28 protein-coding genes are annotated in these 22,685 nt (G+C 60.8%); 11 read left to right on the top strand and 17 right to left on the bottom strand.

The window, feature by feature from the left end; translation table 11 throughout:
• Positions 1-3: 3 nt before the first annotated feature.
• Together O0879_RS04565 and O0879_RS04560 are read right to left on the bottom strand one after the other, a co-directional pair.
• Positions 4-1,356: a serine hydrolase gene (locus tag O0879_RS04565; protein ID WP_289914957.1), complete on the bottom strand. Its 1,353-nt coding sequence runs from the start codon at positions 1,354-1,356 to the stop codon at positions 4-6.
• Positions 1,357-1,493: 137 nt separating this feature from the next.
• Positions 1,494-2,402: a DUF535 family protein gene (locus tag O0879_RS04560; RefSeq protein ID WP_289905011.1), complete on the bottom strand. Its 909-nt coding sequence runs from the start codon at positions 2,400-2,402 to the stop codon at positions 1,494-1,496.
• A 188-nt stretch (positions 2,403-2,590) separates the two neighbouring features.
• Here O0879_RS04560 and O0879_RS04555 point away from each other — a divergent pair, with 188 nt between their 5' ends.
• The 5 genes from O0879_RS04555 (at position 2,591) to O0879_RS04535 (ending at position 5,305) form a co-directional block, all read left to right on the top strand.
• A complete protein-coding gene (locus tag O0879_RS04555) occupies positions 2,591-3,199 on the top strand; it encodes a hypothetical protein (protein ID WP_289914955.1) in 609 nt (202 codons plus the stop codon).
• Positions 3,200-3,246: 47 nt separating this feature from the next.
• Entirely contained in the window at positions 3,247-3,681 is a 435-nt protein-coding gene (locus O0879_RS04550) for a DUF1801 domain-containing protein (RefSeq protein ID WP_289909897.1), read from the top strand.
• Positions 3,678-4,238, top strand: coding sequence for a hypothetical protein (locus O0879_RS04545; RefSeq protein WP_289914953.1), 561 nt, complete (start codon positions 3,678-3,680; stop codon positions 4,236-4,238). The genes O0879_RS04550 and O0879_RS04545 overlap by 4 nt, the downstream gene beginning before the upstream one ends.
• Positions 4,239-4,325: 87 nt before the next feature.
• Positions 4,326-4,775 carry a GNAT family N-acetyltransferase gene (locus O0879_RS04540; protein WP_289897944.1) on the top strand — a complete coding sequence of 150 codons (450 nt, stop codon included), beginning with the start codon at positions 4,326-4,328 and terminating at the stop codon, positions 4,773-4,775.
• Complete coding sequence (locus tag O0879_RS04535) at positions 4,772-5,305, top strand: DUF3592 domain-containing protein (RefSeq protein ID WP_289914950.1); 534 nt, start codon at positions 4,772-4,774, stop codon at positions 5,303-5,305. Before O0879_RS04540 ends, O0879_RS04535 begins: the two co-directional genes overlap by 4 nt.
• A 155-nt stretch (positions 5,306-5,460) precedes the next feature.
• On the opposite strand, the gene O0879_RS04530 is transcribed toward O0879_RS04535, so the two are convergent.
• A complete protein-coding gene (locus O0879_RS04530; RefSeq protein ID WP_289914948.1) occupies positions 5,461-6,483 on the bottom strand; it encodes a DNA-binding protein in 1,023 nt (340 codons plus the stop codon).
• 276 nt (positions 6,484-6,759) lie between these two features.
• Here O0879_RS04530 and O0879_RS04525 point away from each other — a divergent pair, with 276 nt between their 5' ends.
• Positions 6,760-7,725, top strand: a complete 966-nt coding sequence (locus O0879_RS04525) for a tyrosine-type recombinase/integrase (RefSeq protein WP_289914946.1) — start codon at positions 6,760-6,762, stop codon at positions 7,723-7,725.
• Positions 7,726-7,792: 67 nt separating this feature from the next.
• On the opposite strand, the gene O0879_RS04520 is transcribed toward O0879_RS04525, so the two are convergent.
• From O0879_RS04520 to O0879_RS04485, 8 genes are all read right to left on the bottom strand, one after another.
• Entirely contained in the window at positions 7,793-8,164 is a 372-nt protein-coding gene (locus O0879_RS04520) for a hypothetical protein (RefSeq protein WP_289914942.1), read from the bottom strand.
• A gap of 82 nt (positions 8,165-8,246) precedes the next feature.
• A complete protein-coding gene (locus tag O0879_RS04515) occupies positions 8,247-8,660 on the bottom strand; it encodes a hypothetical protein (RefSeq protein ID WP_289914940.1) in 414 nt (137 codons plus the stop codon).
• 74 nt (positions 8,661-8,734) lie between these two features.
• Positions 8,735-9,259, bottom strand: coding sequence for a hypothetical protein (locus tag O0879_RS04510; RefSeq protein WP_289914939.1), 525 nt, complete (start codon positions 9,257-9,259; stop codon positions 8,735-8,737).
• A gap of 126 nt (positions 9,260-9,385) precedes the next feature.
• Positions 9,386-10,345, bottom strand: a complete 960-nt coding sequence (locus O0879_RS04505) for a S41 family peptidase (protein WP_289914937.1) — start codon at positions 10,343-10,345, stop codon at positions 9,386-9,388.
• Between the two features lie 206 nt (positions 10,346-10,551).
• Positions 10,552-10,977 carry a GNAT family N-acetyltransferase gene (locus O0879_RS04500; RefSeq protein WP_289914915.1) on the bottom strand — a complete coding sequence of 142 codons (426 nt, stop codon included), beginning with the start codon at positions 10,975-10,977 and terminating at the stop codon, positions 10,552-10,554.
• Positions 10,974-11,432 (bottom strand): PaaI family thioesterase, encoded by a 459-nt coding sequence (locus O0879_RS04495; protein WP_099668007.1) that lies wholly within the window; start codon positions 11,430-11,432, stop codon positions 10,974-10,976. Before O0879_RS04495 ends, O0879_RS04500 begins: the two co-directional genes overlap by 4 nt.
• Before the next feature lie 43 nt (positions 11,433-11,475).
• The gene (locus O0879_RS04490) at positions 11,476-11,967 is read right to left on the bottom strand and encodes a MarR family transcriptional regulator (RefSeq protein WP_099668006.1); all 492 of its coding nucleotides are present in this window, start codon (positions 11,965-11,967) and stop codon (positions 11,476-11,478) included.
• A gap of 45 nt (positions 11,968-12,012) precedes the next feature.
• Positions 12,013-13,209: a citrate synthase gene (locus O0879_RS04485; RefSeq protein WP_289914913.1), complete on the bottom strand. Its 1,197-nt coding sequence runs from the start codon at positions 13,207-13,209 to the stop codon at positions 12,013-12,015.
• A 76-nt stretch (positions 13,210-13,285) separates the two neighbouring features.
• Here O0879_RS04485 and O0879_RS04480 point away from each other — a divergent pair, with 76 nt between their 5' ends.
• Complete coding sequence (locus O0879_RS04480; protein WP_099668005.1) at positions 13,286-13,828, top strand: GNAT family N-acetyltransferase; 543 nt, start codon at positions 13,286-13,288, stop codon at positions 13,826-13,828.
• Between the two features lie 22 nt (positions 13,829-13,850).
• On the top strand, positions 13,851-14,903 hold the full coding sequence (locus O0879_RS04475; RefSeq protein WP_289914910.1) for an FAD-binding oxidoreductase: 1,053 nt from the start codon (positions 13,851-13,853) through the stop codon (positions 14,901-14,903).
• A 17-nt stretch (positions 14,904-14,920) separates the two neighbouring features.
• Here O0879_RS04475 and O0879_RS04470 read toward each other — a convergent pair whose 3' ends face one another.
• The 6 genes from O0879_RS04470 to O0879_RS04445 all read right to left on the bottom strand — a co-directional run bounded on the left by O0879_RS04470 (position 14,921) and on the right by O0879_RS04445 (position 19,854).
• Positions 14,921-15,376, bottom strand: a complete 456-nt coding sequence (locus tag O0879_RS04470) for a hypothetical protein (RefSeq protein WP_289914908.1) — start codon at positions 15,374-15,376, stop codon at positions 14,921-14,923.
• Positions 15,377-15,380: 4 nt separating this feature from the next.
• Positions 15,381-15,998: a hypothetical protein gene (locus O0879_RS04465; protein ID WP_289914906.1), complete on the bottom strand. Its 618-nt coding sequence runs from the start codon at positions 15,996-15,998 to the stop codon at positions 15,381-15,383.
• Between the two features lie 117 nt (positions 15,999-16,115).
• Positions 16,116-16,535, bottom strand: a complete 420-nt coding sequence (locus O0879_RS04460; RefSeq protein WP_289914904.1) for an NTF2 fold immunity protein — start codon at positions 16,533-16,535, stop codon at positions 16,116-16,118.
• Between the two features lie 481 nt (positions 16,536-17,016).
• A complete protein-coding gene (locus O0879_RS04455) occupies positions 17,017-17,388 on the bottom strand; it encodes a hypothetical protein (protein WP_289914903.1) in 372 nt (123 codons plus the stop codon).
• 68 nt (positions 17,389-17,456) lie between these two features.
• A complete protein-coding gene (locus O0879_RS04450) occupies positions 17,457-18,674 on the bottom strand; it encodes a hypothetical protein (protein WP_289914901.1) in 1,218 nt (405 codons plus the stop codon).
• A gap of 298 nt (positions 18,675-18,972) precedes the next feature.
• A complete protein-coding gene (locus O0879_RS04445; RefSeq protein WP_152280983.1) occupies positions 18,973-19,854 on the bottom strand; it encodes a LysR family transcriptional regulator in 882 nt (293 codons plus the stop codon).
• Between the two features lie 97 nt (positions 19,855-19,951).
• Here O0879_RS04445 and O0879_RS04440 point away from each other — a divergent pair, with 97 nt between their 5' ends.
• The 3 genes from O0879_RS04440 to O0879_RS04430 all read left to right on the top strand — a co-directional run bounded on the left by O0879_RS04440 (position 19,952) and on the right by O0879_RS04430 (position 22,640).
• On the top strand, positions 19,952-20,545 hold the full coding sequence (locus O0879_RS04440; RefSeq protein ID WP_289914898.1) for a GNAT family N-acetyltransferase: 594 nt from the start codon (positions 19,952-19,954) through the stop codon (positions 20,543-20,545).
• Positions 20,546-20,673: 128 nt separating this feature from the next.
• Positions 20,674-22,152, top strand: a complete 1,479-nt coding sequence (locus tag O0879_RS04435; protein WP_289911438.1) for an MFS transporter — start codon at positions 20,674-20,676, stop codon at positions 22,150-22,152.
• A 218-nt stretch (positions 22,153-22,370) separates the two neighbouring features.
• Complete coding sequence (locus O0879_RS04430; RefSeq protein ID WP_289909915.1) at positions 22,371-22,640, top strand: hypothetical protein; 270 nt, start codon at positions 22,371-22,373, stop codon at positions 22,638-22,640.
• The last annotated feature ends 45 nt before the right edge of the window (positions 22,641-22,685 follow it).

The raw sequence follows: 22,685 nt of genomic DNA, 5'->3' as shown, positions 1-22,685 counted from the left end.
TCGCTACGGTTTGCGCGGCAAGACCGTGTCCTGCCCGCTTTGCTTGAGCACGGCGCTGGCGATCTTGCCCGCCGCATCGCGCGTAAACGCCAGTTCCGCGTCGATGGCGCGGAAGAAGAATTGGTCTTTCGCGCTGGCAAACAAGGGGGCGGATCCCATACCCGTGCCGGCCGCTTCCAGGCCTTGCTTGCCCAGGCTCACCGTCAAGGTGAAATCCTTGTCCAGTGGATACTCGCCAACGTACTCGGCGAGCGCGGCGCGCGGCACGTCGATGGCCGCTTGCGGCTTTTTCAGCGGCGGCAGGGGCGTGCCGGGCAGCAAGGTGGACAGGCCCAGCGCATCGACGTCGCGCGCCGTATTCGTCAGCACCACCACGCCCCGCTTGCCGTCCGTCGTGAACGCCGCATAGCTGCTGTAGCCGCCCGTCTGGCCGCTGTGCCAGGCGTAGGCCTGGCCCTGCCGCTGTTCCAGCAGCCAGGACAGGCCGATTTTCGTGTCGTCGCCGGACGCCACCGTACGCTGCGGCTGGATCGCCAGCGCATACGGGCGCAGCGGCTTGAACATATATGCCTGCAGGTAGGCGACCATGTCGCGCGCGCTGGAATACACGCCGCCGGCCGGCGCCACCACATTCAAATCCCAGGCGGGCGTGGCTTCGCCCGACAGCAGATGGCCGGGCGCCAGGCGCGCCAGCATGCCGTGCGTGGGCTTGTTCGAGGTGGAACGCATGCCGAGCGGCACGGCGATGCGCTTTTGCAGCAGCGCTTCATAGCTGGTGCCGGCCTGTGCCGCCAGGGCCGTGCCCAGCACGGCGTAGCCGATGTTCGAGTAGTCAAAGGCCGTGCCTGGCGCGCGCGGCAGGTGGTAGGCGGCAAGAAACTGCCGCTGCTTCGCTTCCGTGTAATCGGCATACGGGTTGGCCGGGTCCTTGGGCGCGAAGTTGTCGGGCAGGCGCGGCAGCGAGGAATAATGCGTGGCCAGGTCGAGCAGGCTGATCGTTTTTCCATCGAAGGCAGGCACGGTATAGCCCGGCAACAAGGCCGCCACGGGCTCGTCGAGCTTGGCCTTGCCTTCGACGACGGCATTGGCCAGCAGCAAGGCCGTCATGGTCTTGGTGACGGAACCGATCTGGTAGACGGTGTCGGCGCCAGGCTTGGTGCTCTTGCCTGTCTGGCTGCTGCCAAAACCATACACGGCGCTGTCCTTGCCTTCGATCACGGCGATGACGATGCTGGCGTGCAAGCCCGTGCGCGTGAGTTCTTCCGCGCGCTGGCGCACGGCGTCGTCCAGCGCGGGGGCGGCCAGTGCAGCGCTGCCGGCGAGGCAAAGGGGGAGGAGGGCGAAAGTGGGTGTCATGGGTAACCTTGTCCAGAGTGGATCGAAGGCACGCCGGCGCATGGGGAAGGTGGCTGGCATGCATGGTGAAGGATACGGGCCCAACATGAAGGTTGCCTGAGTTTTATGTTTGCCGGTATGGCAAGGCTTGCGTTTGCTCAATGTTCAGCCATCGGCGCTTCCAGCAGGCACGCCAGCTGCGCGCGCATGTCGGCAGACATGCATTGCAGCAATTCACCGCGCCGGCGCGCATCGGCCCGTTTCTTCGATGGCACGTCAGCCAGGTCGGGCGCCCGGTAGGGGGCGCAGGGCAGGTGATAATTGCCGTCGCGCATGCGCAAGGCATGCAATTCCTGCCACGCCAGGTCGTAATCGGCGGCGATATGGCGCCGGCGCCGCGCATTCAGGGCGATGCGGTTGTCATTGCTGATCAAAAACAGGTTATTGCAGGCAAAAAAATCGCCGAAATCGCGCAGGGCCGTCACCATCAGGTTTTTCGGGCGGCAACCGTGCAGCGCCCGCGTGGCCGCCTTCACGGCTTGCGCGCCCGCTTCCGAGCGCAAGCCTTGCAGCGCGCCCAGTTGCAGGGACACGCCATCGGCGCGCGGCAGGAACAGGAAGCTGGCCAGGTAGAACGGCTGGCCGTCGCGCGTCAGGCGCAGGCACAGTTCGCCTTCGCGGTAGCTGTCGTGGATGGCCGTCAGCTGCAAGCGGTACAGCGCCCCATCCTTGCCTTCGAACGCGGCCAGCACCACGGGCTGGCGCGCGGCCCGCTCGACCAGGGCGCGCGCCCCGGCTTGCCACAGGAAACGGTAATGGCCTTCCAGCAAGGCCAGTCTGTCCGCGCAACCGAGCCGGCGCGAGGCGTAAGGGCGGTAAATCTTGAAGCGCAAGCAAGGATGCAGCTGCGCCAGCGAATTCAGGCCGGGCATGCTGCCCAGGAAAGCTTGCCAGCGCGTGCGCTGGCGGGGAAAGAAGAGGGCGCCCAGCGCCGCTTTCAAGCGGTGGCCGCTGGCAGGGTGCGGCACGGCGGCGCCGTGGTGCAGGGGTAAAGCGATGTCATTCATGATTCAGCCGGAAAAGGGCAGGCGCTGCACAATGAGAGCCTTGCCAATCTGAATGCTACGCGGGCCAGGTGAATTTCCTATTAAGAAGCCACGCAGGCGGGCTTTAGAGGATGGCAACTAAACATTTGCCTTCTGGCAATATGGACGGTTATGCTCGCGGCACCTTCACTCCTCGACTGATGCCGCTCATGAATCACCGCCCATTGCTTGCCATTCCCATGCTCGTTGCCGCCCTGGCCGCCCAGGCGCAAGACCGCACGGCCGATCCCCTGGGGCCGTTGGCGCAATGCATCAACCGCAGCGAGTTCCAGTTCCGGCAGCAAGACCGCTTGCCCGCGCACGTGACGACGCGCAGCGTCAAGCTGGCGACGGGCGAGGGGCAGGTATCGACGGCCGATGGCTATCGGCTGATGCTGTTCCGCAAGGGCAGCTTGCCCCTGGTGAACCTGAAAATCGAACGCAGCGCCGAAGGCAGGTTTGCCGCCGACCGCGACACCATCGTGGCGCAGATGCAGCAGATGGCAGCCAACAGCAAGGCGCCGCAATTAGTGTCGCTGGAAACGGACACGCGCCAGGGCGTGGAAGTGCTAGGATTAAACAATCCCAATGTCACGCAATCGGCGGGCATCATCAGTCTATACACCTTGCTGCATGCCGCCAGCGGGACGGTCGCCACCGCCTATCTGCTCAACCAGCCGGCGGACAAACGGGAATTCGCGACGGATGCGCAGTACCAGGCCTTGCGCGACCAGTTCATCAGCTCGCTGGCCGCTTGCATGGCCGATCCCGCGCCGTAAGGCAGGCGCACACAGGCACAGACAAGCCAGGAAAGGAGATCACCGCCATGAAAAAAGCAGAGCCAACTACGCAGTCCCAGGATGGCGCGGTGAGCGCCGAGTCCGCTACTCGCCTGATCGACGCGAAAATCGCCGCGCTGGCCGACTGGCGCGGCAAGACGCTGGCCACGGTGCGCGCACTGATACGCCAGGCGGACCCGGACGTGGTCGAGGAAGTCAAATGGCGCGGCGTGCCTGTCTGGTCGCACGCGGGCATGATTTGCACGGGCGAAACCTATAAACTGGCCGTGAAACTCACCTTCGCCAAGGGCGCCGCCTTGCCCGATCCGGCCGGCCTGTTCAATGCCAGTCTGGACGGCAACACGCGCCGGGCCATCGACCTGCACGAAGGCGCGCACCTCGATACGGCGGCGTTCAAGGCGCTGATACGCGCCGCCGTGGCGCTGAATACGACACCGAAACCCAAACGGACTCCGACTTGAGACATTATCTGTATCTGTGGCACGACCCGGCCGAGCGCATGCTGGTCGCTTCCGGCATCGAATTCAAGGATTTTCTCCCCGCCCTCGGCGAGTCCGGCGGCATCGTGCTGCGCAAGGGCAGCGCCGGGACGGCCAGGAAGCCGGCCGGCTACCAGACCCTGGCGCGGCAGCAGTTGCCGGCCCTGGCCGGGGAAGACCTGCACGCCTGCGGCAGCCATGCCTGGGCCGACTGGCGGGGCGCGGCGCCGCCGCCCCAGGATGGGGACGTGGCCGCGGCGCTGGCCTATCACGCCGCCGCGTCGCGGCGCACGGGGCTGGCGGCCTTGCAAAACCGCTTCCTCGCCTTTGCCCACGACGACGGCTGGTACCTGAAACTGTTGTATGCGGCCTGGGATGATGCAGCTGCTGTTCTCGCTGGCGCCATCCCTCCAGCGCTGGGCACGCTCGATCTGGATGCGCTACGCCAGGGGGACGACGGTTACTGGCTGCAAGACGGCACGCTCGAAGTGGAATTGAAAACCCACGATATCGACAGCGTGCTGAACCGCCGTTTGTGACCGTATAATGGCATTCCGATAACTGATACGCGCGCCCATGCTTCGTCCTCATTTCGCCACGGCATCACCTCGCTTGCGCGCCGCCGCATGACGCCAGCCACGCTTCGGCCATTCGCGCTGGCGGACACGCCTTCCTGCGCCGCCATCCTGGCGTTGGCGGGGCGCGACACCTTCGGCCCTGTCGCCAGCGCCGCCGCTTTCACGGCAGCGACGCAGGGCGAAGAAATCCTCGTTGCCGAGCGTGACGGCATCGTCGCCGGCTTTGCGGCCGTGCACACGGGCGACGCGCCCGAGCATTTCCTGCACCATTTATATGTGCACCCGGCGCACAGCGGACTGGGCATCGGCACACAGCTGCTGGCCGCCGTGGCGGCGCGCTTCGGCCCCCGGCTGAGCCTCAAGACGCAGCTGGCCAATACGGGCGCGCGACGCTTGTATGCGCGCGCGGGCTGGGTCGAAGACGCCGGCGACGGCGGCGTGGACATTCTCGGCGCGTGGATACGGGTGCGCTACCGCGCCGCACCGCCCGGGCGATGAAAGACCCTGGCGCCATCGACCCCGCCCTGGCAAGAATGATGGGCTGGTTCCTGATCCTGCTCGCCCTTCCCACCGCGTATTTTTCCTTCTGGCGCGCGTATGACAAGCTCGCCTCGCCAGCCTGGCCCGTGACCAGCGCCGAGATCGTGCGCAGCAGCATGTATCAGCGCACGGGCAAATCGCAGGACTGGTGCGTCAAGCTCAGCTACCGCTACAGCGTGGATGGCAAGGCCTACCGCAGCTCGCGCATCGGCGTCTCGCGGATAGGCAACGCCGGCTGCCACCGCGAACAGGCCGTCACAGCCTGGCGCCTGGCCAGCATGGCGCCGGGCGCGCACATCCGCGTGCATTACCGGCCGCGCGACCCGAACGATACCGCCGTGTTCCTCGCCAGCCTCGATTTCCTCGATTATTTTGGCGTCGTGCTGTGGGTCGTCCTGTTCGTGCTGGGCGTGTCGGAAGCGCGCAAGCAGGCGCCGCCAGCCGGGTCCGCTTTGCCAAACGTGACATCCATGGCAGCACGGTCATAATTTTGCTCGAGCGGCGCGCCTTTCGGCGTCAACGTGAAATGCGGCGCATATTCGCCCCCGTCGGCCGTCATCGAGCAGACGAAATAGCGGGGCTAGCCCTGATGGCGGGCGATGCCCGTCCTGGGGCTGTCGTAGCTATCCCAGGCCATCAGCACTCAAACCCGGCGTTGCTCCTTGTTGTCGGTTAGCAGTCCCAGCCTGGCCGCCATGCCGGCATTGTCGCGCAGCAAACCGTCGCGCTCCTGCGCCAATGCTTCCATTTTCTGTTGCGATAGTTGTCCATTTTCCGCCAGCATGTCGAGCTGGCGGTCTTGCGCGGCCAGCGCCACCTTGGCGTCGTTCAGCGCCAGCAGGGCCGTGTCGAGCTTGGCCAGCAGGGCATCGGCGGACGCGGCCGCCTGCAGGTATTGAAATTCGAACTGGTCGCGCTCGGGACGCACGGTAGCCAGGGCTTCGCGGTCTGCCGCGGCCTGGGCCACCAGCGTCGTTTGCTCCGCCTGCAGCTGCGCCAGGCGCATGTCTTGCTGCACCAGCGTCGCTTGCTGGCCTTGCAAGCGCTGCTGCAACTGGGCGTTGTCCTGTTCCAGGCGACTGATCCGTTGCTGAGCCTGGGCCCGTTCCTCGCTGCGCTGGGCGGCCGCAGCTTCCTGGTAATGGTCGAACTGCGAACGCACCTGCGCCAGCTGGCGGTTCAGGGCGGCGATTTCCTCGCCCCGGTCGGCCAGGCGCTGCGTCAAGCCTGCGTTATCGCTGTGCAAGGTGGCCAGGGTGACGGCGCGGAAATGGTGCTCTTCCTTCAATTGCGCCAGCGCATGCTGCGTGGCGCGCAATTCCTGGGTGAGGGCGGCGCGCGCCTCCGTCAGCTTCAAGCGTTCCGCTTCCGTCTTCTTCAGCTGCGCCAAAGCCGCATCGAGTTCGGCGCGGTTTTCCCGCATGCCCGTTTCCAGCTGCTGCGCCACGTCGCGCTGCTGCTTGTCGTACACGCCGCGCATCGCTTCCATCAGTTCTGCCGGCAAGCCTGATTCCGTTTTCACGGCGCCCACGCCCTGGAACTCTTCCTTCCAGCGTTTCAGCAGGGGAGCGATGGTGCTCTTGCTGCCCGTGCTGCCCAGCGCTTCGCGCACGCTGTCGACCGTGGGATTGCGCCCATCGGCAGCGACGATTTGGGCTGCTTTCATAACATCAGAGTACAGAATGCCGGTGCGGGCCATGAAATCACCTATGAACGAAATTTAGTAACGTATTACATGATACGTAATATCGCATAATATTACGATATAAATTTTGATATTTTTTGAAAAATATATATCGCGATAAGATCGCTTATCGCGGGTTATGGGGGGTGGTTTGCATGGTATTCTGCGTATTTCCCAGTACATCAGCCCGATTTCAGCGATTCCATGCCCGATTTGCCCCTTTCCAAACGCCTTGGCGCCGCGCCCAAAAGCGCCGCCTTGGCTCCTGTACCGTTACGCGGCGCCCTGATCGATGCCGAGCTGGCCGCGCGCCACCAGGCGTTTCTCGCCGCCGCCACGTCCGACAACACGCGCCGCACCTACCGTTCCGCCATCCGCCACTTCCAGGCCTGGGGTGGGGCGTTGCCCGCCGACGAGTCCACCGTCATCCGCTATCTGCTGGCGTATGCGGACAGCCTGAACGCCCGCACCCTGGCCCTGCGCCTGACGGCCCTGTCGCAATGGCATGTGTACCAGGGCTTTGCCGACCCCGCATCCACGCCCACCGTGCGCAAGACCCTGGCCGGTATCGCGCGCCTGCACGGCAAGCCAAAGAAAAAGGCCAAAGCCTTGCCGCTGGAAGACCTGGAGCTGATCGTCGCCAGGCTGGCCGCGCTGGGCGGCGTCAAGGCCTTGCGCGACAGCGCCTTGTTGCAGCTGGGATTTTTTGGCGGTTTCCGGCGCAGCGAACTGGCGGGATTGACTATCGAAGACGTGAGCTGGGAGCCGCAGGGCATGGTGATCACCTTGCCCCGCTCGAAAACGGACCAACTGGGGGAGGGCATCGTCAAGGCGATCCCGTTTGGCGACGGCGTCTGCTGCCCGGCCACGGCCTTGCGCGCCTGGCTGGCCGCGGCGCACATCCGCACGGGGCCGCTGTTGCGCCCCGTCAATCAATGGGGCCATGTCAGCGTGAAAGCGCTGCACGCGAGCAGCATCAACACGATCCTGGCCAGCTGCGCCAGGCTGGCGGCGCTCGATTACGTGCCGGAACTGTCGAGCCACAGCCTGCGCCGCGGCATGGCCACCAGCGCGCACCGGGCCGGCGCCGATTTCCAGGCCATCAAGCGCCAGGGCGGCTGGCGCCACGACGGCACCGTGCATGGCTATATAGAGGAGGCGGGCCGCTTCGAGGAAAATGCGGCGGGAAGTTTATTGAAGGCGAAGAAGAGGCCGGCGGGATGAGGGTGCCCTGCAAGATCTTGCAGCGGCCGGTCAACGGATGCCCATGCGGGCGCAGCGCCCTGGGGGATTAAGCAGGGGCTACGTCGACACGCTCAATTTCCAGCTCGGTGGCGGAGCTTAATTGCGCCGCAATGAGAGAGCTCATATCCACGTCCGCACCGCCATCGGATACGTCCGCGCAGGTATCGATAATTAGCTGAAAACAGTTGTCGCGCATCTCCCGCGTGTCCAGATCCGGCGGCGGAGGCGCCAACAGAGCGATTTCCAGTCCAAGCGCGAAGGCGCGATACGCCGGATATTCCTCGTATTTCCCTTCCTCGTCAGGCGAAAATCTGATACCCAGTGCCGCAGCCAGAACGACAACCGTGGCTTCGAAGGGCAGCGTTGGCCGAATGTTCAGACAAGCCGTAAAGTAGCTTCCACTTTGACAATTGCGCATGCAACCTCTGGTATAAATTTAAAATAGATGATCTATTGTCATGTCACGTATGGACGCCCGCTCCTGGCCGGCTGAAGCCACTTCAAATGCCATACTTGTTGTGAACAGCGGCCTTAAGCTCAGCCTGCGGCAAGCCTCCTCGCCGCCAAAACTCAAAAAAATACTCCAATGTTTCGGCAGAAGCGCCAATATCCATAGGATGCAAGACGCAGATGGCAGTTCTTATTTTCAAAACGTCGGGCTCGTCCGATTGATCGCGCCCTTCAATGGCTCGCCAGAGGCGTACACGCTCAGCAATGACTTCCTCAGCCGTCGCCGCGCCGGTGATAAATCGATTCGCCACAGCTGCGGCTGATTTAGCAGCTACAGGCAATTGTGAAGTCACTCTTCCTATCGCCTCAATCATGAATCGCTGAGCTAAAAATTGTTCCGCAGGGTCTTCCAAGTCCACCGCAGATGCAATAGCATCAAAAAGTCTCTTATTCAACATTTGCATTAAGTTTCGGTGATTGCTCTGGGCCGCTTCAGGTCGGCTGCGGTCGCTGGCGACTATCGCCCCATTGCGGACCTTTATTTGACATCATGTCCCTGGGAGATTTCGGCGCAATAATGTTGCTCAAACTCCGCGCGGCTGGAGACACTCCCCCATAGCGTCGAAATGTAGTGGAATTCAAGTTCGAACGGCTCTTCGAAAGCGCTTACGTCTGTCGCGTATTCGCAATTCCGACTCAGCATTCCTAGCCAATTTGGGTATCCCAATTTCGAATAGAGCTGTGTCAGCTTCATGTCGATTGTCCAGATCGTTTCCTTGCCTTGGAGATAAACATTCCTGAGTTCTACAATATATTTTCCCGCCGCCAGCTGGTCATCGAGCCGCTCAGAACCTAGATATCGCTCAACGATCACTGCTACCAATGGCAGCACCTCATCAAGTCCTCTTGCACTTGCCAGCAAGATTATCTCTAAGTCATCGTCCTCTTCGTCCAAGTCCAGGCGCTCCACTGCCCAATCGACACATGCGGCACACACAGCACCGTTGACAAAGCCATGACGCAGTTTGAAATACAGGGTTTCGAGTTGAGCAATACTCTTCATGTTACCTTTGGATCTCAACATTTTTAGGCGAGCAAAACGGCTGCTCTTGGCCGGTAGCCGTCATTGGCAGGTTCCGCCCCAAAAGCGGACGCTTACACCAAAATGAATAACCAAGCTGAGCTGGATTCATTGTTGGGCTGAGCCCTTTGCAACTTGTGCGAGGGCGACATCTAACGCCTGGTCGGCTGGCACAAGCACATCTGGCTGCACTCCGGTGCGCTCCCAGTTAGTGTGCGTTACAGGAGTGACGGTGCGGCCAATGGCAACGAAAGCGATGAGGTGATTGGATACTGGAACGCCGAATTGCTTATGCGCGCCACCGGAAGTCTTGCTTCCGACAATGACGGCGCGTTTTTGCTGTTGCAAGCCGTAGGCAAAAGCTTCGGACGCCGATGCGGTTTCTTCGTTCACGAGGATATACAGCGGACGTTTGCTACCGTAACGAGGTCCCGTCAAAGTAATGCTTGTGATGACGGAATTGGTCACCTTGCCATCGCGATCGAGTTCGTCCAGTAAGTGAACAGGGCGTTCGTCGAAGAAGTAGCTGGATAGCAGTGTAACCATGGACTGCACACCACCGTGCCCATCACGCAAATCGATAATCATGGCGTCGCTATGGGCGGCCTTCGACATCACTTGCGCCACGGCTTCGGTAGAAAAACGGTCAACCGGCGCGAAGCGTGTCACATGCAGATAGGCGGTGCGCCCCTTCATGGAAAACTTCTCCATGCCGAAATTGTCGGGACCGGGCCGGCTGACTGGCTCCGTTGATGCGACTGGTACTGGACTAGGAGGAGGCTCTTCGAGCGCGTCAAACTCGACATACACCAATCCGTTATGCTGGTCAGGCGAGATACTATCCATATCCTGCTGGACCTTTTCCGCTAACTCTTTTTCCGCCAATCCCGCGTAATCACCTCGCTTGAGATGATTGCGCAAACCGTTGGCCAACAACTTGCCCTGGGCTGCAAAGACGTAGCTATCTTCAAGCTTCTGCGCATAGTCTTCAATCACTTTCGTTCGCTCGACATCTCCAAAACCATCTGCATGCGCGAAGCCAACAGAAGCGATTAACAGCACAGCCATGGGCAATCTTTTCACAGGCATCTCTCCATAGTAAATAATGCCTAAATACTAACTTGGATTTTTCAATTCTTGAAAATTTTTATTGATGAAATCATCGGACGGGAACGTCCGGTCTTGGCCGATAACGGACGGCCAGAATGGCGCAGTGTATGGCATTGTTGCTCTTTTGAAAAGCAAAAGACAAGAAAGTGGTTTTACGAAGCGTTCTAGGACAAGGCTTTGATGAAATGAATGCGCTCGCTGACGGGATCGCCAAAGTGCTCCACAAGCCGGATCTGGTATCCATTCCGGATCAGCAAGCGCAGCATTGCCGGATAGCGGTTCATCGATTTTACGGTGACGGCCGCAAAGCCGTGCTCGCTGGCCCAGGTTTCCTGGGCTTCCAGCAGGCGCTGCGCCAGGCCCGTCTTGCGGTGCGCGGGCAGCACGCCGCCGAGCCAGCTATACAAGGAGCCATCCTCGGCGGCATAGCCCAGCTTGCAGCCGACGGGCTGGCCGTCAGCTTCCGCGATCAGCACCAGCGCGCCGGCAGGCAGGCGCTCCTGCAACTGCGCCAGGTTGCGCTCTCGGTCGAACTCTGGGATGGCCTGCAGCACCTGCCAGGCTTCCTCGATGTTGCCAATACGGATCATGCGGCCGCTTGTTCCCGCTGGGCCGGACGGATGATCATGCAGGTGGCCGTCGCGTGCGCATACACCTTACCGGCTTCGTCGCGGATCGTGCCTTCGGAAATGACCAGGTTGCGTCCCGCATTGATGACCTTACCTTCCGCGTAGACCGTCACGTTGAAGGGCAGGGGGCGGCACATCTTGATGTTCAGGTCTGTCGTGCCGTAGCTTTCGCCGGCTGGCAAGACCGTGTGCGTGGCGCAACCCGTGACCGTGTCGAGCACGGTGGCCGCAAAACCGCCGTGCACGCCGCCCATGGGATTGGTGTGGTTTTCATTCGCCGTCGCCGTGAAGATGACCCTGCCGTGCTCGATCGTGTGGGCATCCATCGGCATGGTCTTGGAAATGCCGGGCCGGGGAAACAGACCTTGCGCGAAAGCTTGCATCAGTTGCAAGCCGGTCATGTCGTTGGGGTGCATGGTAACTCCTGTGGGGTGAAGGTTGGGTTAAACGTCTTGCCGATTAAACGTCTTGCTGGAAACGCAGGCGCGAGGCATGCAGCAGGAAGCGGGCGACGACGGCCAGTTCCTCTTCGCTGAAACCTTGCTTCAGTTGTTCATTCAGGCTGTCGAGCAGGGGCAGGGCGGCGGCCAGCACCTCGCCACCCCTGGGCGACATGTGCAGGGTGCCTGCACGCGCGTCGAGCGCCGACTGGCCGCGCACGATGAGGCCATTTTCTTCCATGCGCGTCACGAGGCCCGTGACGGCCGAGTTTTTCAGCTGCAGCGCCCGCCCCAGATCCTTCAATTGGCAGCCTTCCTCGCCTTTCAGGGCAAACAAGGCGACCACTTGCGTGCCGGAAAACCCAAGTTCGCTGGTAAACACGGCATCGGCCGAGCGAAACAGGTTCTGGCGCGCCAGATTGAGCAGATTGAACAGGCGCGGCGAGCGCTCGCCCAACGGGCAGGCGGCGGCATCGGGGAGGTCGGATTGGGATGAGGTATTGGTACGCATGCGAAGTATACTACTACGTATGCGTAATAAATCAAGCGTGAATTTTCAGTCGCGCTGTGGGCGCCCGATATAGCGGGCGCGCGGGCGTATCAGGGCCGCGCTGTCTGCCTGCTCGGCCGCATGGGCGATCCAGCCGGCAGAGCGGGCCAGCGCAAACACGCTCATGCCCGCGCCCTCGGGCCAGCCGAACGCCAGTTCCATGGCGGCCAGCGCCAGGTCGGCGTTCGGTTTTACTTCGAGCAACTCGGCCGCCGTGGCGCACGCGGCCAGGATGGCGTGCAGTTGCGGGTCCCCGCGCGACATCGCAGACAGGCTTCCCAGCAGATACGCGGCGCGCGGGTCGCCGTGCGGGTACAGCGGGTGGCCGAAACCGGCGAATTCCGGCGCGATGGCTGTGTAAAAGGTAGCGATGGCAGCTCTGGCATCGGGCGCGGCCAACGCCTGCGTCAACATGCACCTGGCCGCCGCGCTGCCGCCGCCGTGCTTGTCTCCGGACAAGGCTGCCAAGCCCGCACCCAGCGCGGCCGGCAGGCTGGCGCCCGTCGACGCGACGCAGCGCACGGCAAACGTCGAGGCATTCAATTCATGGTCGGCCAGCAGCACGAGGGCGGCGCGCAGCAATGCAGACTGCTGCGCATCGACTTGCCACGCCTGGGCCAGCTGCCGGTGCAGCGGCAAGGCGGACGGCGCTGTTTGCAGCAAGGCGGCTGCCAGGATGCGCATCGCGGCGGGGCCGGATTGCAGCGAGTGCGGCATGTCCGCTGTCGTCAGCATGGCCATGGCAAGCATGGCGCGTGCCAGCGGCGGCGCATCGGGTGCGCTGGCCAGCCCTGGCGGCTGGGCAGGCGCGTCTTGCTGAAAATAGTCACTCGCACCATCGTCCCACAGCAGGCTGGCTGTCATTTCCAGCGTCGCGTGCCGCGCCAGCGCCGCCGCATCGCAGCCGCGGTACAGCAAGCGGCCATCGAGGATGTGGGAAATGCGCGTCTCCAGCACGGGCAAGCCCCAGTGCATGGCGGCCACGGCCGTCTGGCCGCCGCGCTTGGCGTCATTTTTACGGGCCGCCAGGCGCAGCACGTCTTCCTGCGGATAGCGCTTGCGGCGCGACGCACCGTTGCTGACGGAAGCGAGCAAGCCCCGGCTCACATAGGAATACAGGGTGGGCAGGCTGACGCCCAGCAGGCGCGCCGCATCAGGAGCGGACAGATCGTTGTTCATGGCGGCCATTGTAGCGTTTGTCACTTTATATTGATTCATGGAATCATGATTGACGGGCCGTGCCACGCGTCACTAGACTCATGCCTTTCCAGGAGTTTCCATGAGCACCTTTGCCATACGCACCCTGCGCCCAGACGACGCCGCGCCCTTGCTGGTCTTTGAGCAAGCCAACCGGGCGTGGTTCGAGCGCCATATCGACCGGCGTCCGGACGCTTTTTACAGCATCGACGGCATCCACGCGCACGTCGCGCAATTCCTGGACGAGCATGCACAGGGGCGCATGCACCCCTGCGTCATCGTGGACGAATACGGGCAGTTGATCGGGCGCGCCAACCTCAAGGACATTGACCGGGAGCAAGGCGTAGCCGAAGTCGGCTACCGCATCGGGGAACAGCAGGCGGGCAAGGGCCTGGCCACGGCCGCGCTGCAGTACCTGATTGCCCTGGCGCAAGACGAATGGCGGCTGGCCAGCCTGTGCGCTTACGCCATCGACGGCAATGCGGCGTCGATCCGCGTGCTGGAACGCTGCGGTTTCGCGCAGGGAATGGCTGTGCCCGATATTGCCATCGTGGAAGGCAACGTCGTCGATGGCCACCGGTTTGCGCTGGAATTGCGGGCGGCTGGGGTAGACTCTGCCATATGATAAATATGCAAAGTTGCCAGATATGAATCAAGAAACCTCAAAACGCATCGTCGTCATCGGCGCCGGCATCGTCGGCGCATCGCTCGCCTACCACCTGGCCAGCAAGGGGGCGAAAGTCACCGTCGTCGAGGCGGGCGGCATCGCTTCCGGCGTGACGGGCACTTCATTTGCCTGGCTTAACGCGTCCTGCGCGGGGATGGACCCCATCGCGGCCCTGCGCGGCGGCGCCATCGCCGCCTGGCGCCGGCTGGAAACGCAGGTGCCAGGCTTGGCGGTGCGCTGGCATGGTGCCTTGTCGTACGGCACGCAGGATGGGCGCGATTCTCCCTCGTGCATGGTGATCGACCGCACCCGCATCGCCCAGCTGGAACCGCAGCTGCGGCAACCGCCGGAACAGGCGCTGTACGAACCGGAGCAGGGCGCCCTCGACGCCGTCGCCGCGACGCATGCCTTGCTGGCAGCGGCCTGGGCGCTCGGTGCGACGGCCCGCACGCACACGCCCGTGCTGGGCTTTGCCGTCCAGGATGGAAAGGTGACGGGCGTGGAAACGGCCGCTGGCGTCATCGATGCGGACGTGATCGTGCTGGCGGCAGGCACCGCCACTGCCGCGCTGGCGGAGCAGCTGGGCGCCAGCCTGCCCATCCACGCCTCGCCCGCCGTCTTCCTGCGCTACCAGGCGCCGCCCGGCTTGGTGCGCGGCATTATTTCCAGCCATGCAATGGAAGTGCGGCAAGACGAAGACGGCGCCATGCTGGCGGCGGAAGATTATGTGGACGACACCCCGGAAAACCAGCCGGCCGCCATGGCGCAGCGCACGGCCAGCGCGATCCGCAAGGAACTGGAAGGAGCCGAGGCCATCACGCCGGAGTACGCCTGCATCGGCCTGCGCCCCATGCCCGTCGATGGCGTGCCCATCATCGGCTACTTGCCGCAGGTCGAAGGCGCGTACGTGTGCGCCATGCATCCGGGCGTCGTGCTGGCAGGCATCGTGGGTCAGCTAGCCAGCGGGGAAATCGTCGATGGACAGCCAGCGTCAGCCCTGGAAGCTTGCCGGCCCGCGCGGTTCCTGATGTGATGATGCCGCGCTGATTCCTACGGCACGGGCACGACAAAGACGGGCAGGATGAACGGCGGCTCTTGCGCATCGCCTTCCTCCGACGGGGCCCGCATGAAATCCCCGTTGCGCCAGTCCCCGTTCACCACGCGGTCGGCGATCAGAGACAAATCCTGCGTTTCTCGCACCTCGCGGCGAAACGGCAGCCGGCCATGCGAGCGCGACACCAGGCTGAAGCGCAACTGGCGGCATTGCGCATCGTGCCAGCAATAGAACAGCATCTGCTCGCCAGCGAGCGCGCTGCGGCGTGCTGCGATCACCTGGCGGATGAATGCAACGATATCCGCCGCTTCTATCTGCGGCGTTTCCTCGTCCGTGGGCGAAAAGCTCCACATGTTCTCCATCGCTTCGCGGTTGATGTCGTCGGCATCAATGAACACTTCATCGTCTTGCGCCATTTCCAGCCATGCATTGACTGTCCTGCAATTCATCATGTCGTCATGCATCCCATGTTTTAAAAGCCGTCCATACCGAGCGCCATGCGCCATGCGGAAGTTTGGCCTGCATGGAAAGTGACAGTCCGCCGTCGCCCATACGATCGCCTGGCTTCCATTGTTTATTCTTCAGATTAAGTGCCCGTGCTCTTCCCATGTCGACAGTTTTCATGTCTTTGATGTCATAGCCGACTTCCAATACGGGATGCAGCACTTCTCCATTGGCTGTCAAATATAAAGTATCGACATGGACCTTGGGTTTGTCAAAACGTTCGTAAAGCCTTGTTGCAGCGGATTTGAAACCCAGGCCAATGGCGATGCTGATGGTCGTTGGACCATTGCAGCCCAGAAGCGCGGCAAGCGCCCAATAGTCATGATCAGCAGTGACAAGCCTGGCCAAACAGCGTTCTATCCATGCCGACTCATCAGTTCTGAATTCTTTCCAGTATGGAGAAAATGAATTTTGCAGGTAGCCGACTTCGTGCAGCGCCCCGACCAGGTTAATCTGCTTGTCCACGCAGCCAATATCGTGCAACAGATGGGCTGCAGCTGCGGCGACCGCATACTCGCCTTTGGCCATTGCCTTATCTTCGAGTTTTTTCAGTTTGGTGTTAATACTCATTCTTTTCCTGGTGCGGACGATACCGCGCTCGTTATGATTGCTGGCGTCTCTCGGAAGCGGGGACTGCGTTGATCGTCGTCGCGTGGCCCGCATTGGCGCAAGCTTGAGCGAACGCGACTAAAGATACGCCGGTCGCCAACGCTCCATGCCTTCCTCTTCATCAAGCCATTCTTTTTTATCAATAAACCATTGCTGGTTTTTAAGACCAAATGTATATCTGTATCTATTCTTGAATCCCGAAGTCTGCTGCGTGGAAATGACAGCTTTACTTCCTGAGATGCATGAATTTAAAAATATTTCGGTGCGTGAGTATTCAGGAGGATCGCTGCAGAGCAATGACATCTGGCGACCTTGTTTTCTTTCTTTTTTGGTGCAAAAGCAATCAAAAATAGCATCAAGATCCTGCTTCATTTTTTCTTTGAGAGTAATCAGCCCTTTCTCTCGCACCTCGGGGTAGTAATGAAGTTCCCAACCATTCATGGCCAGAATAAAATCCTTCAATACATTTTCCACATCAACTATTTCAATACTCATCATTTTCCTTGGCTAGCAAATGTCGCTAGTGTCAATAAAGATGCCAGCGCCCGTCATTTCATGCTGCCATCTTTGATCATTCAAGTTCAGACCATTCAGGATTGTGCCACACCTCGACCTTGAAACTCCGCCTCCTTGCCGTGCCGGATCAGCACTCAGGAACTGGCTTCTATTTATCATAAAAGCCTCAACATTCCTGCACTGACTTGCATGCACTCACCCCCTCGGCCCATCCAATAGCAACTCTGCCAACCTGGTCGTCAGCCACAAACTCGTCTCGCTGAGCTTCTTGCCGTGGATCGACAGCCGCCGCACGGGCAGGCGCGACAAGGCCAGGGGACTTCCTGAGTTGTGGCTTCCCGCTGATTCACAGCAAAATTCTCGGCTGAATCGGGCTTGCGATGACTGCGACTGCAAAGCGTACTCCGTCGAAAAGTAATTCTTGAATTCAGGCCTGGGAAGTACATCAATGCTCAGCTCAGCTTCACCCGACTGCGGATTGCGGATAGACCATTCTAAAACCATGATGCTGAGATTGCATTTTAATGCATAATCCTTGATGGAAATTCTCCTGAGTCAGATCATCCACAATGCAGTGCAAGTTAACACCAGGTGGTTGAACGATCAATGTCAGTTGATAACTTAGGATTTCCTCATTCTCCGCGGAGTAATACGTTTTCATTGCCTTGTTTTTTACATATGCTCCGGCTTTTCTCAATGCTTCATTAATCAGGTATGTTATATTATCGTCCAGCGTCACATCCAAATTGTCAGGACCATTATATTTGCATAGTATTGAAATTGGAAATTCCACCGCTATTTCAACTTTTCTTGCATGGCCGCAGTCTATTTTCATTATTTCATGCCCTGCTGGAAATTTAATTTTAAATAACTTTGGCTAATATCAATGGCTTGAATAAAATGCTACAACTCAAAGGCTGGCGCCGACTCAAGATGCTGCGCGGAAGGGAATGCCTGTACCCGATAGCGCACTGGATAGCAATCGACTTCCTGCATCAGTTCACCGCAGATGGCCAATGCATCATTCCATGCCAGCATCTTGGTGGTGCTTTCGCCGCCGGCATCGTCAAGCTCCACCATGGCCACTACATCAGTGCGCGGCAGCAGCGTGTTGACACCGCGGGTCCAGCTTGCCGCAGATGTAACGCGCTGGCCATCTTTTGACTTTATCAACATGCAAGTGGCCACGAAAATATCCTCTCCAATGCTGTCGTTGACCCGATCCCACTGCTCTTTCTGCAGCTCGTAGTGATGTGCGCGCATTAACTGTTGAAAGTGCGCCAAGGCTCCGGCCACGGCCGCGTCCGATGGCTGGAACACGACGATTTTTCCCTGTTCAATGCGATACATGGTGGCCGAGACCAGGCGTCCCTCGTCCTGCACCAGCTGGTCGGCCAGGGAGATCATGCGCAATTGCCCCGCTACATTATGTGACGATGCCAGCAGGAAACGTCCACGCGAGGGAATCATCGCCAGCGGTTCGGCGTCTTTGCAGACGCGACTCAGCAAGTCAGGCAGCAGCAGGCGCGATGAATCATAGTCGTCCTGCCATTCGCCCATCAGCAGTCCATCGCCCAGATCCGTAAAGCTGTACGGCGTGCATTCGCGCAGATTGTCCATGGCCGCCGTCAGCGCTGCATCGAACGTCACGCCCCATTGCGCCAAGACGGCCTGGCCGACGATGGCCATGTGCGAGTCTGTGTTGTAGGCCAGCATGATGATCGTATCGTCGTCCAGTGAGCGGTAGGCATCGTTCACTTGCTGGCGCTCTGGCTGGGCCAGCGCCACCAGGCGCAAGTAGTCGCCTTGTGCCCGGCTGCGTACCACCGGCATCAGGCAGGGTTTGGCTTCGGCAAAGCTGGCAGGCAGGCCGGGCACGACCATGCTGGCCAGATAGTTTTGCAGCACTTGCGCACGCATCTTGCGCGGCGCGGCGCAATAATCGTGATAGGCATTATCCAGATTGAAGATATGCTGACTGTTTTCACCCATTAGAATGCGAAACTGCTCCGCATCGTAAATCAATTTCTGTACCTGGCCGTCGGCGCGCGCTTGGCGCATGACTAGGGAGGCAAAAGAATCTGGTGAGGGACGCGTTCGGAAAAAATCGAGTAGATTCATGGAATTTTTAATTGAAAGATAAAAAGATCATGGCGGATTATAATCGTGATTAACAATGATTGTAATGCGCACTGTTCTTTCAATAAACGGGATAAATTCAAATTATATTGTCATGACCAAGGCCAGTGAATTTGTCGATCAATAGTGACTTTGTTGCACAAATAAACTCAGTGACTGCTTAAAAACTTCGTAGCAACTTTCCAGCCAAAGCATCTTTGATGTTTTGGGGCGAGTGGCGATGTGGACGCAAGTCTATCGGGTGCTTGCGCTTCCAATGTTCTGTATTAACTACATGACCTCACCCCCGCGGCCCATCCGCCAGCAACTCCGCCAGCCTCGTCGTCAGCCACAAACTCGTCTCGCTGAGCTTCTTGCCGTGGATCGATAAGCGCCGCACGGGCAGGCGCGACAGGGCCAGCGCGGGGCAGGGCACTTCCTGCAGATATCCCTTGTAGTTGTCGTAATTGGCGATGTTCAGGGGCAGAATCGCCCAGCCCAGCTCGTCCGCGACCATTTCCGCGATGCTGTAGAAACTGTCGGAAAACCAGACGGCGGGGCTGAACGCGTGTTCGCGGTTCAGTTCTGAATCCATGATCAGCTGGCGGTAGCGGGTCAGCTCGTTGCGGCTCACTTCCTGGCCGTGGGCCATCGCGTGGCCTTTGGCCACGAACACGCCTTGCGCCACGCTGCCGATGTGCTGCTGTTCCAGCACGGGCGAGATGGGGCCGCGGTCGAAGTGGAAGGCCACGTCCGCTTGCTGCTGCTCCACGTATTGCGCCACTTCCGACGCCGTGGCGTTGAGCATCACCAGTTCCAGCGCCGGGTAGCGCGCCGCCAATTCCTTCACCAGCGTGCTGATGGCCAGGTAGGGCAGGGCTTCGTCCAGGGCCAGGGTCAGCTGCGCTTCCGGCGCCTCGCTCAGCAACTGGGCGCGCAGCTGCAGGCGCTCGGCCTGGCGCAGCAGTTCGCATGCTTCCAGGTGCATCACCTTGCCCGCTTCCGTCAGCACGGCGCTGCGGCGCGAACGGTCGAACAGTTCCACGCCGAACTCCGCTTCCAGCAGACCGATCGAGGTACTGACCACCGATTGCGCGCGGCCCAGCCGGCGCGCCGCGCCCGAAAAAGAGCCGGCCGCGACGGCCGCCTCGAAGTAGCGCATTTGTTCCAAAGTCCATTGCATGACATCCACCTATCTGTTTTACAGATGGATTTTAACTTGAATGCCATTCAGGGGCGACATAAAATGCATTTACATTTTCAACAACACGAGATCCGCCATGAAAAACGCTCAAGCCCATACCCCCGTCATCAGCTTCAGCTGGTGTCACGACGCCACCGCCGAAGATGCGCTGTGCAAGCTCTACCTCGACAACGTCAGCGCCGACTACATCTCCCATTCGGAGCTGCAGGGCGAACGTGCCGATGCGCCGGGCAACTGGCGCGCGGACTTGCCTGAGGTCATACGCGGCGAAATCCGTGCCGCCCTGTCGCATGACTGGGCCCATGGCGATTCGACCCTGCTGGCCGTCGCCACTGCCGGCGACGCCGTCGTCGGCATGGCCTTGGTTTCCATCGACACGCGCCAGCGCGCCTCGAAATCGTTCGCCGCGCTGGACGACCTGGTCTTGCTGCCTTCCGTGCGCGGCAGCGGCATCGGCAGCCAGCTGGTGGAGTGGGTAGCTGGCGAATTGCGCAGCCACGGCATCGCCCGCCTGTTCCTCGAATGCGGCGCGCACAACCTGACGGCGCAGACTTTCTTCCAGGGACGCGGCTTCAAGCAAGTGTCCGTCGTCATGCTGCGCGAACTCGACGCGCCGGAAGTGACGGCCGCCGTGGATGACAAGGATGACAAGGATGGCGACCGTGGCTGACGCCCGCCGCCTCCGACCAGCCCAGGCCCGTGGCAGCCTGGAACGTAAATATTTGCGCAGCACCAAATTCATCCATACCGATAGTTGTTAAAAGTTACACTAAAATCCATGAGTTGTTTATGCATCCAATGAAAAAATGGCTGACGCTGGCCATCGTCTCCAGCGCCTTGTTCCTCATCGTGGTCGACATGACCGTGCTCTACACCGCCTTGCCCGCGCTGACGCGCGACTTGCAGGCCACTTCCTCGCAAAAACTGTGGATCATCAACGTGTACGCGCTGGTCGTTTCCGGTCTGCTGCCCGGCCTCGGCACCCTCGGTGACCGCTTGAGCCACAAACCCGTTTTCCTCGCCGGCCTGGCCGTGTTCGGCATCGCCTCGCTGTGCGCCGCGTTTTCGCCCGCGCCGGAGTGGCTGATCTTTGCCCGCGTGCTGCTGGCTATCGGCGCCGCCTTGATGATGCCGGCCACCTTGTCCATCATCCGCCTGACCTTTACGGACAACCGCGAGCGCTCGTTCGCCATCGGCGTGTGGGCGGCCATCGCCTCGGGCGGCGCCGCATTCGGCCCCGTGCTGGGCGGTTTCCTGATGGAACATTACTGGTGGGGTTCCGTCTTCCTGATCAACGTGCCCATCGTCCTGCTGACCCTGGTGCTGGCCGCCGTCGTCCTGCCGAAGCGGGCTGGTAACCGCGACAAGCCGTGGGACTTGAAGGGTTCGCTGCAAGTCATGATGGGCCTGCTCGGTGGCGTGTATGCGATCAAGGAACTGGGCAAGTCGCAGCCGTCGTACGCGCTGGCCGCCGCCTCGTTCGCCGTGGGCGCCTTCTTCATGCTGAAGTTCGTGCGCCGCCAGAAGCGCCAAGCCAGGCCGCTGATCGACTTCGCCCTGTTCCGCGAACTGCCGTTTTCCAGCGCCGTGGCCGCCGCCATGGTGGCTTCCGCCGCCCTGATCGGCATGGAACTGGCCCTGAGCCAGCACATGCAGCTGGTGCGCGAATTGTCGCCGCTGGAGGCGGGCTTGCTGCTGTTGCCGCTGCCGTTGGCGTCCGTGTTTGCCGGCCCGCTGACGGGTTTCATGCTGCCGCGCGCCGACAAGGCCAAGGTCTTGTGGGGTTCGTTGTTGCTGTCCGGCATAGGCATGGCATCGTATCTGCTGCTGCATGACGCCGCCGTCTCGGCCCAAGTGGCCAGCCTGGTGATCCTGGGCCTGGGCCTGGGTGCCGTCATGACGGCCGCGTCCAGCGCCGTGATGCTGAACGTGGCCCCGCAACAGGCCGGCATGGCCGCCTCGATCGAGGAAGTGTCGTATGAACTGGGCGCCGTGATCGGCGTGACGGTGCTGGGCACGATTTTGTCGGCTGTCTACAGCGCCACGCTGGTGATCCCGGAAAGCGCGGGCCTGCTGCCGAATGCCCATGACACGCTCGACGCGGCGCTGCTGGCCGCCGAGCAATTGCCGGCCGAACTGGGCTTGCAAGTGTCGGAACTGGCCCGCTCGGCCTTCGACAAGGCGTTCATTGTCGTGCTGGCCACGGCTTCCGCCATCCTGATGGCGGCCGCAGCCACCATCCGCCACCTGCATCTGCGGGCGCGCCGCGCCGCCTGATCGACCGCCCCTTGGGGTGCTGGCGCCGCCATGAGTGGCGGCGCCAGCAGGATTCGGTTTTGGACGAACGGTCGGATGCAAAACAATAGTTTTAGACAAAAATTAATAAATTTGATACAAGTGAGCCTGGTGGCTATGCTTCGGGAACGGTCGCTATCGGCCAGAAGCGGACAGAGTCACGCACGGCACCGATCATTTTTCTCTAACTCAATACGTTCATGTCCAACCAATCGATAATCGCTCGAATTGAATCCTGTTTGAAACGTGTCCAGGCACAGCAAGATACCGCACAGGCTTTAGCCGACTCGATTAGAGGGAACGGCAAAGCATTAGAGGCGATGCCATACGCCTTGATAAAAGAAATAGAGGGCATGGCCATGGACCTGGATATCGCTCAGTGGCACGATGAAGATGGATTCGTTCCTGAGCTAGGTCCCATTCTTTTGCGAGTCGAGGATTGGCTGGCGAAACTGCCCCGTGACGTGTGATCTCACAGCAGCTATCGATCAGAAGCCAACATTCAAAAAACCGGC

Origin of the sequence: Janthinobacterium sp. SUN120 (genome assembly GCF_030397735.1) — a bacterium.
Lineage (GTDB): Bacteria > Pseudomonadota > Gammaproteobacteria > Burkholderiales > Burkholderiaceae_D > Janthinobacterium > Janthinobacterium kumbetense.
This window is presented reverse-complemented; position numbering and strand designations above follow the sequence as displayed.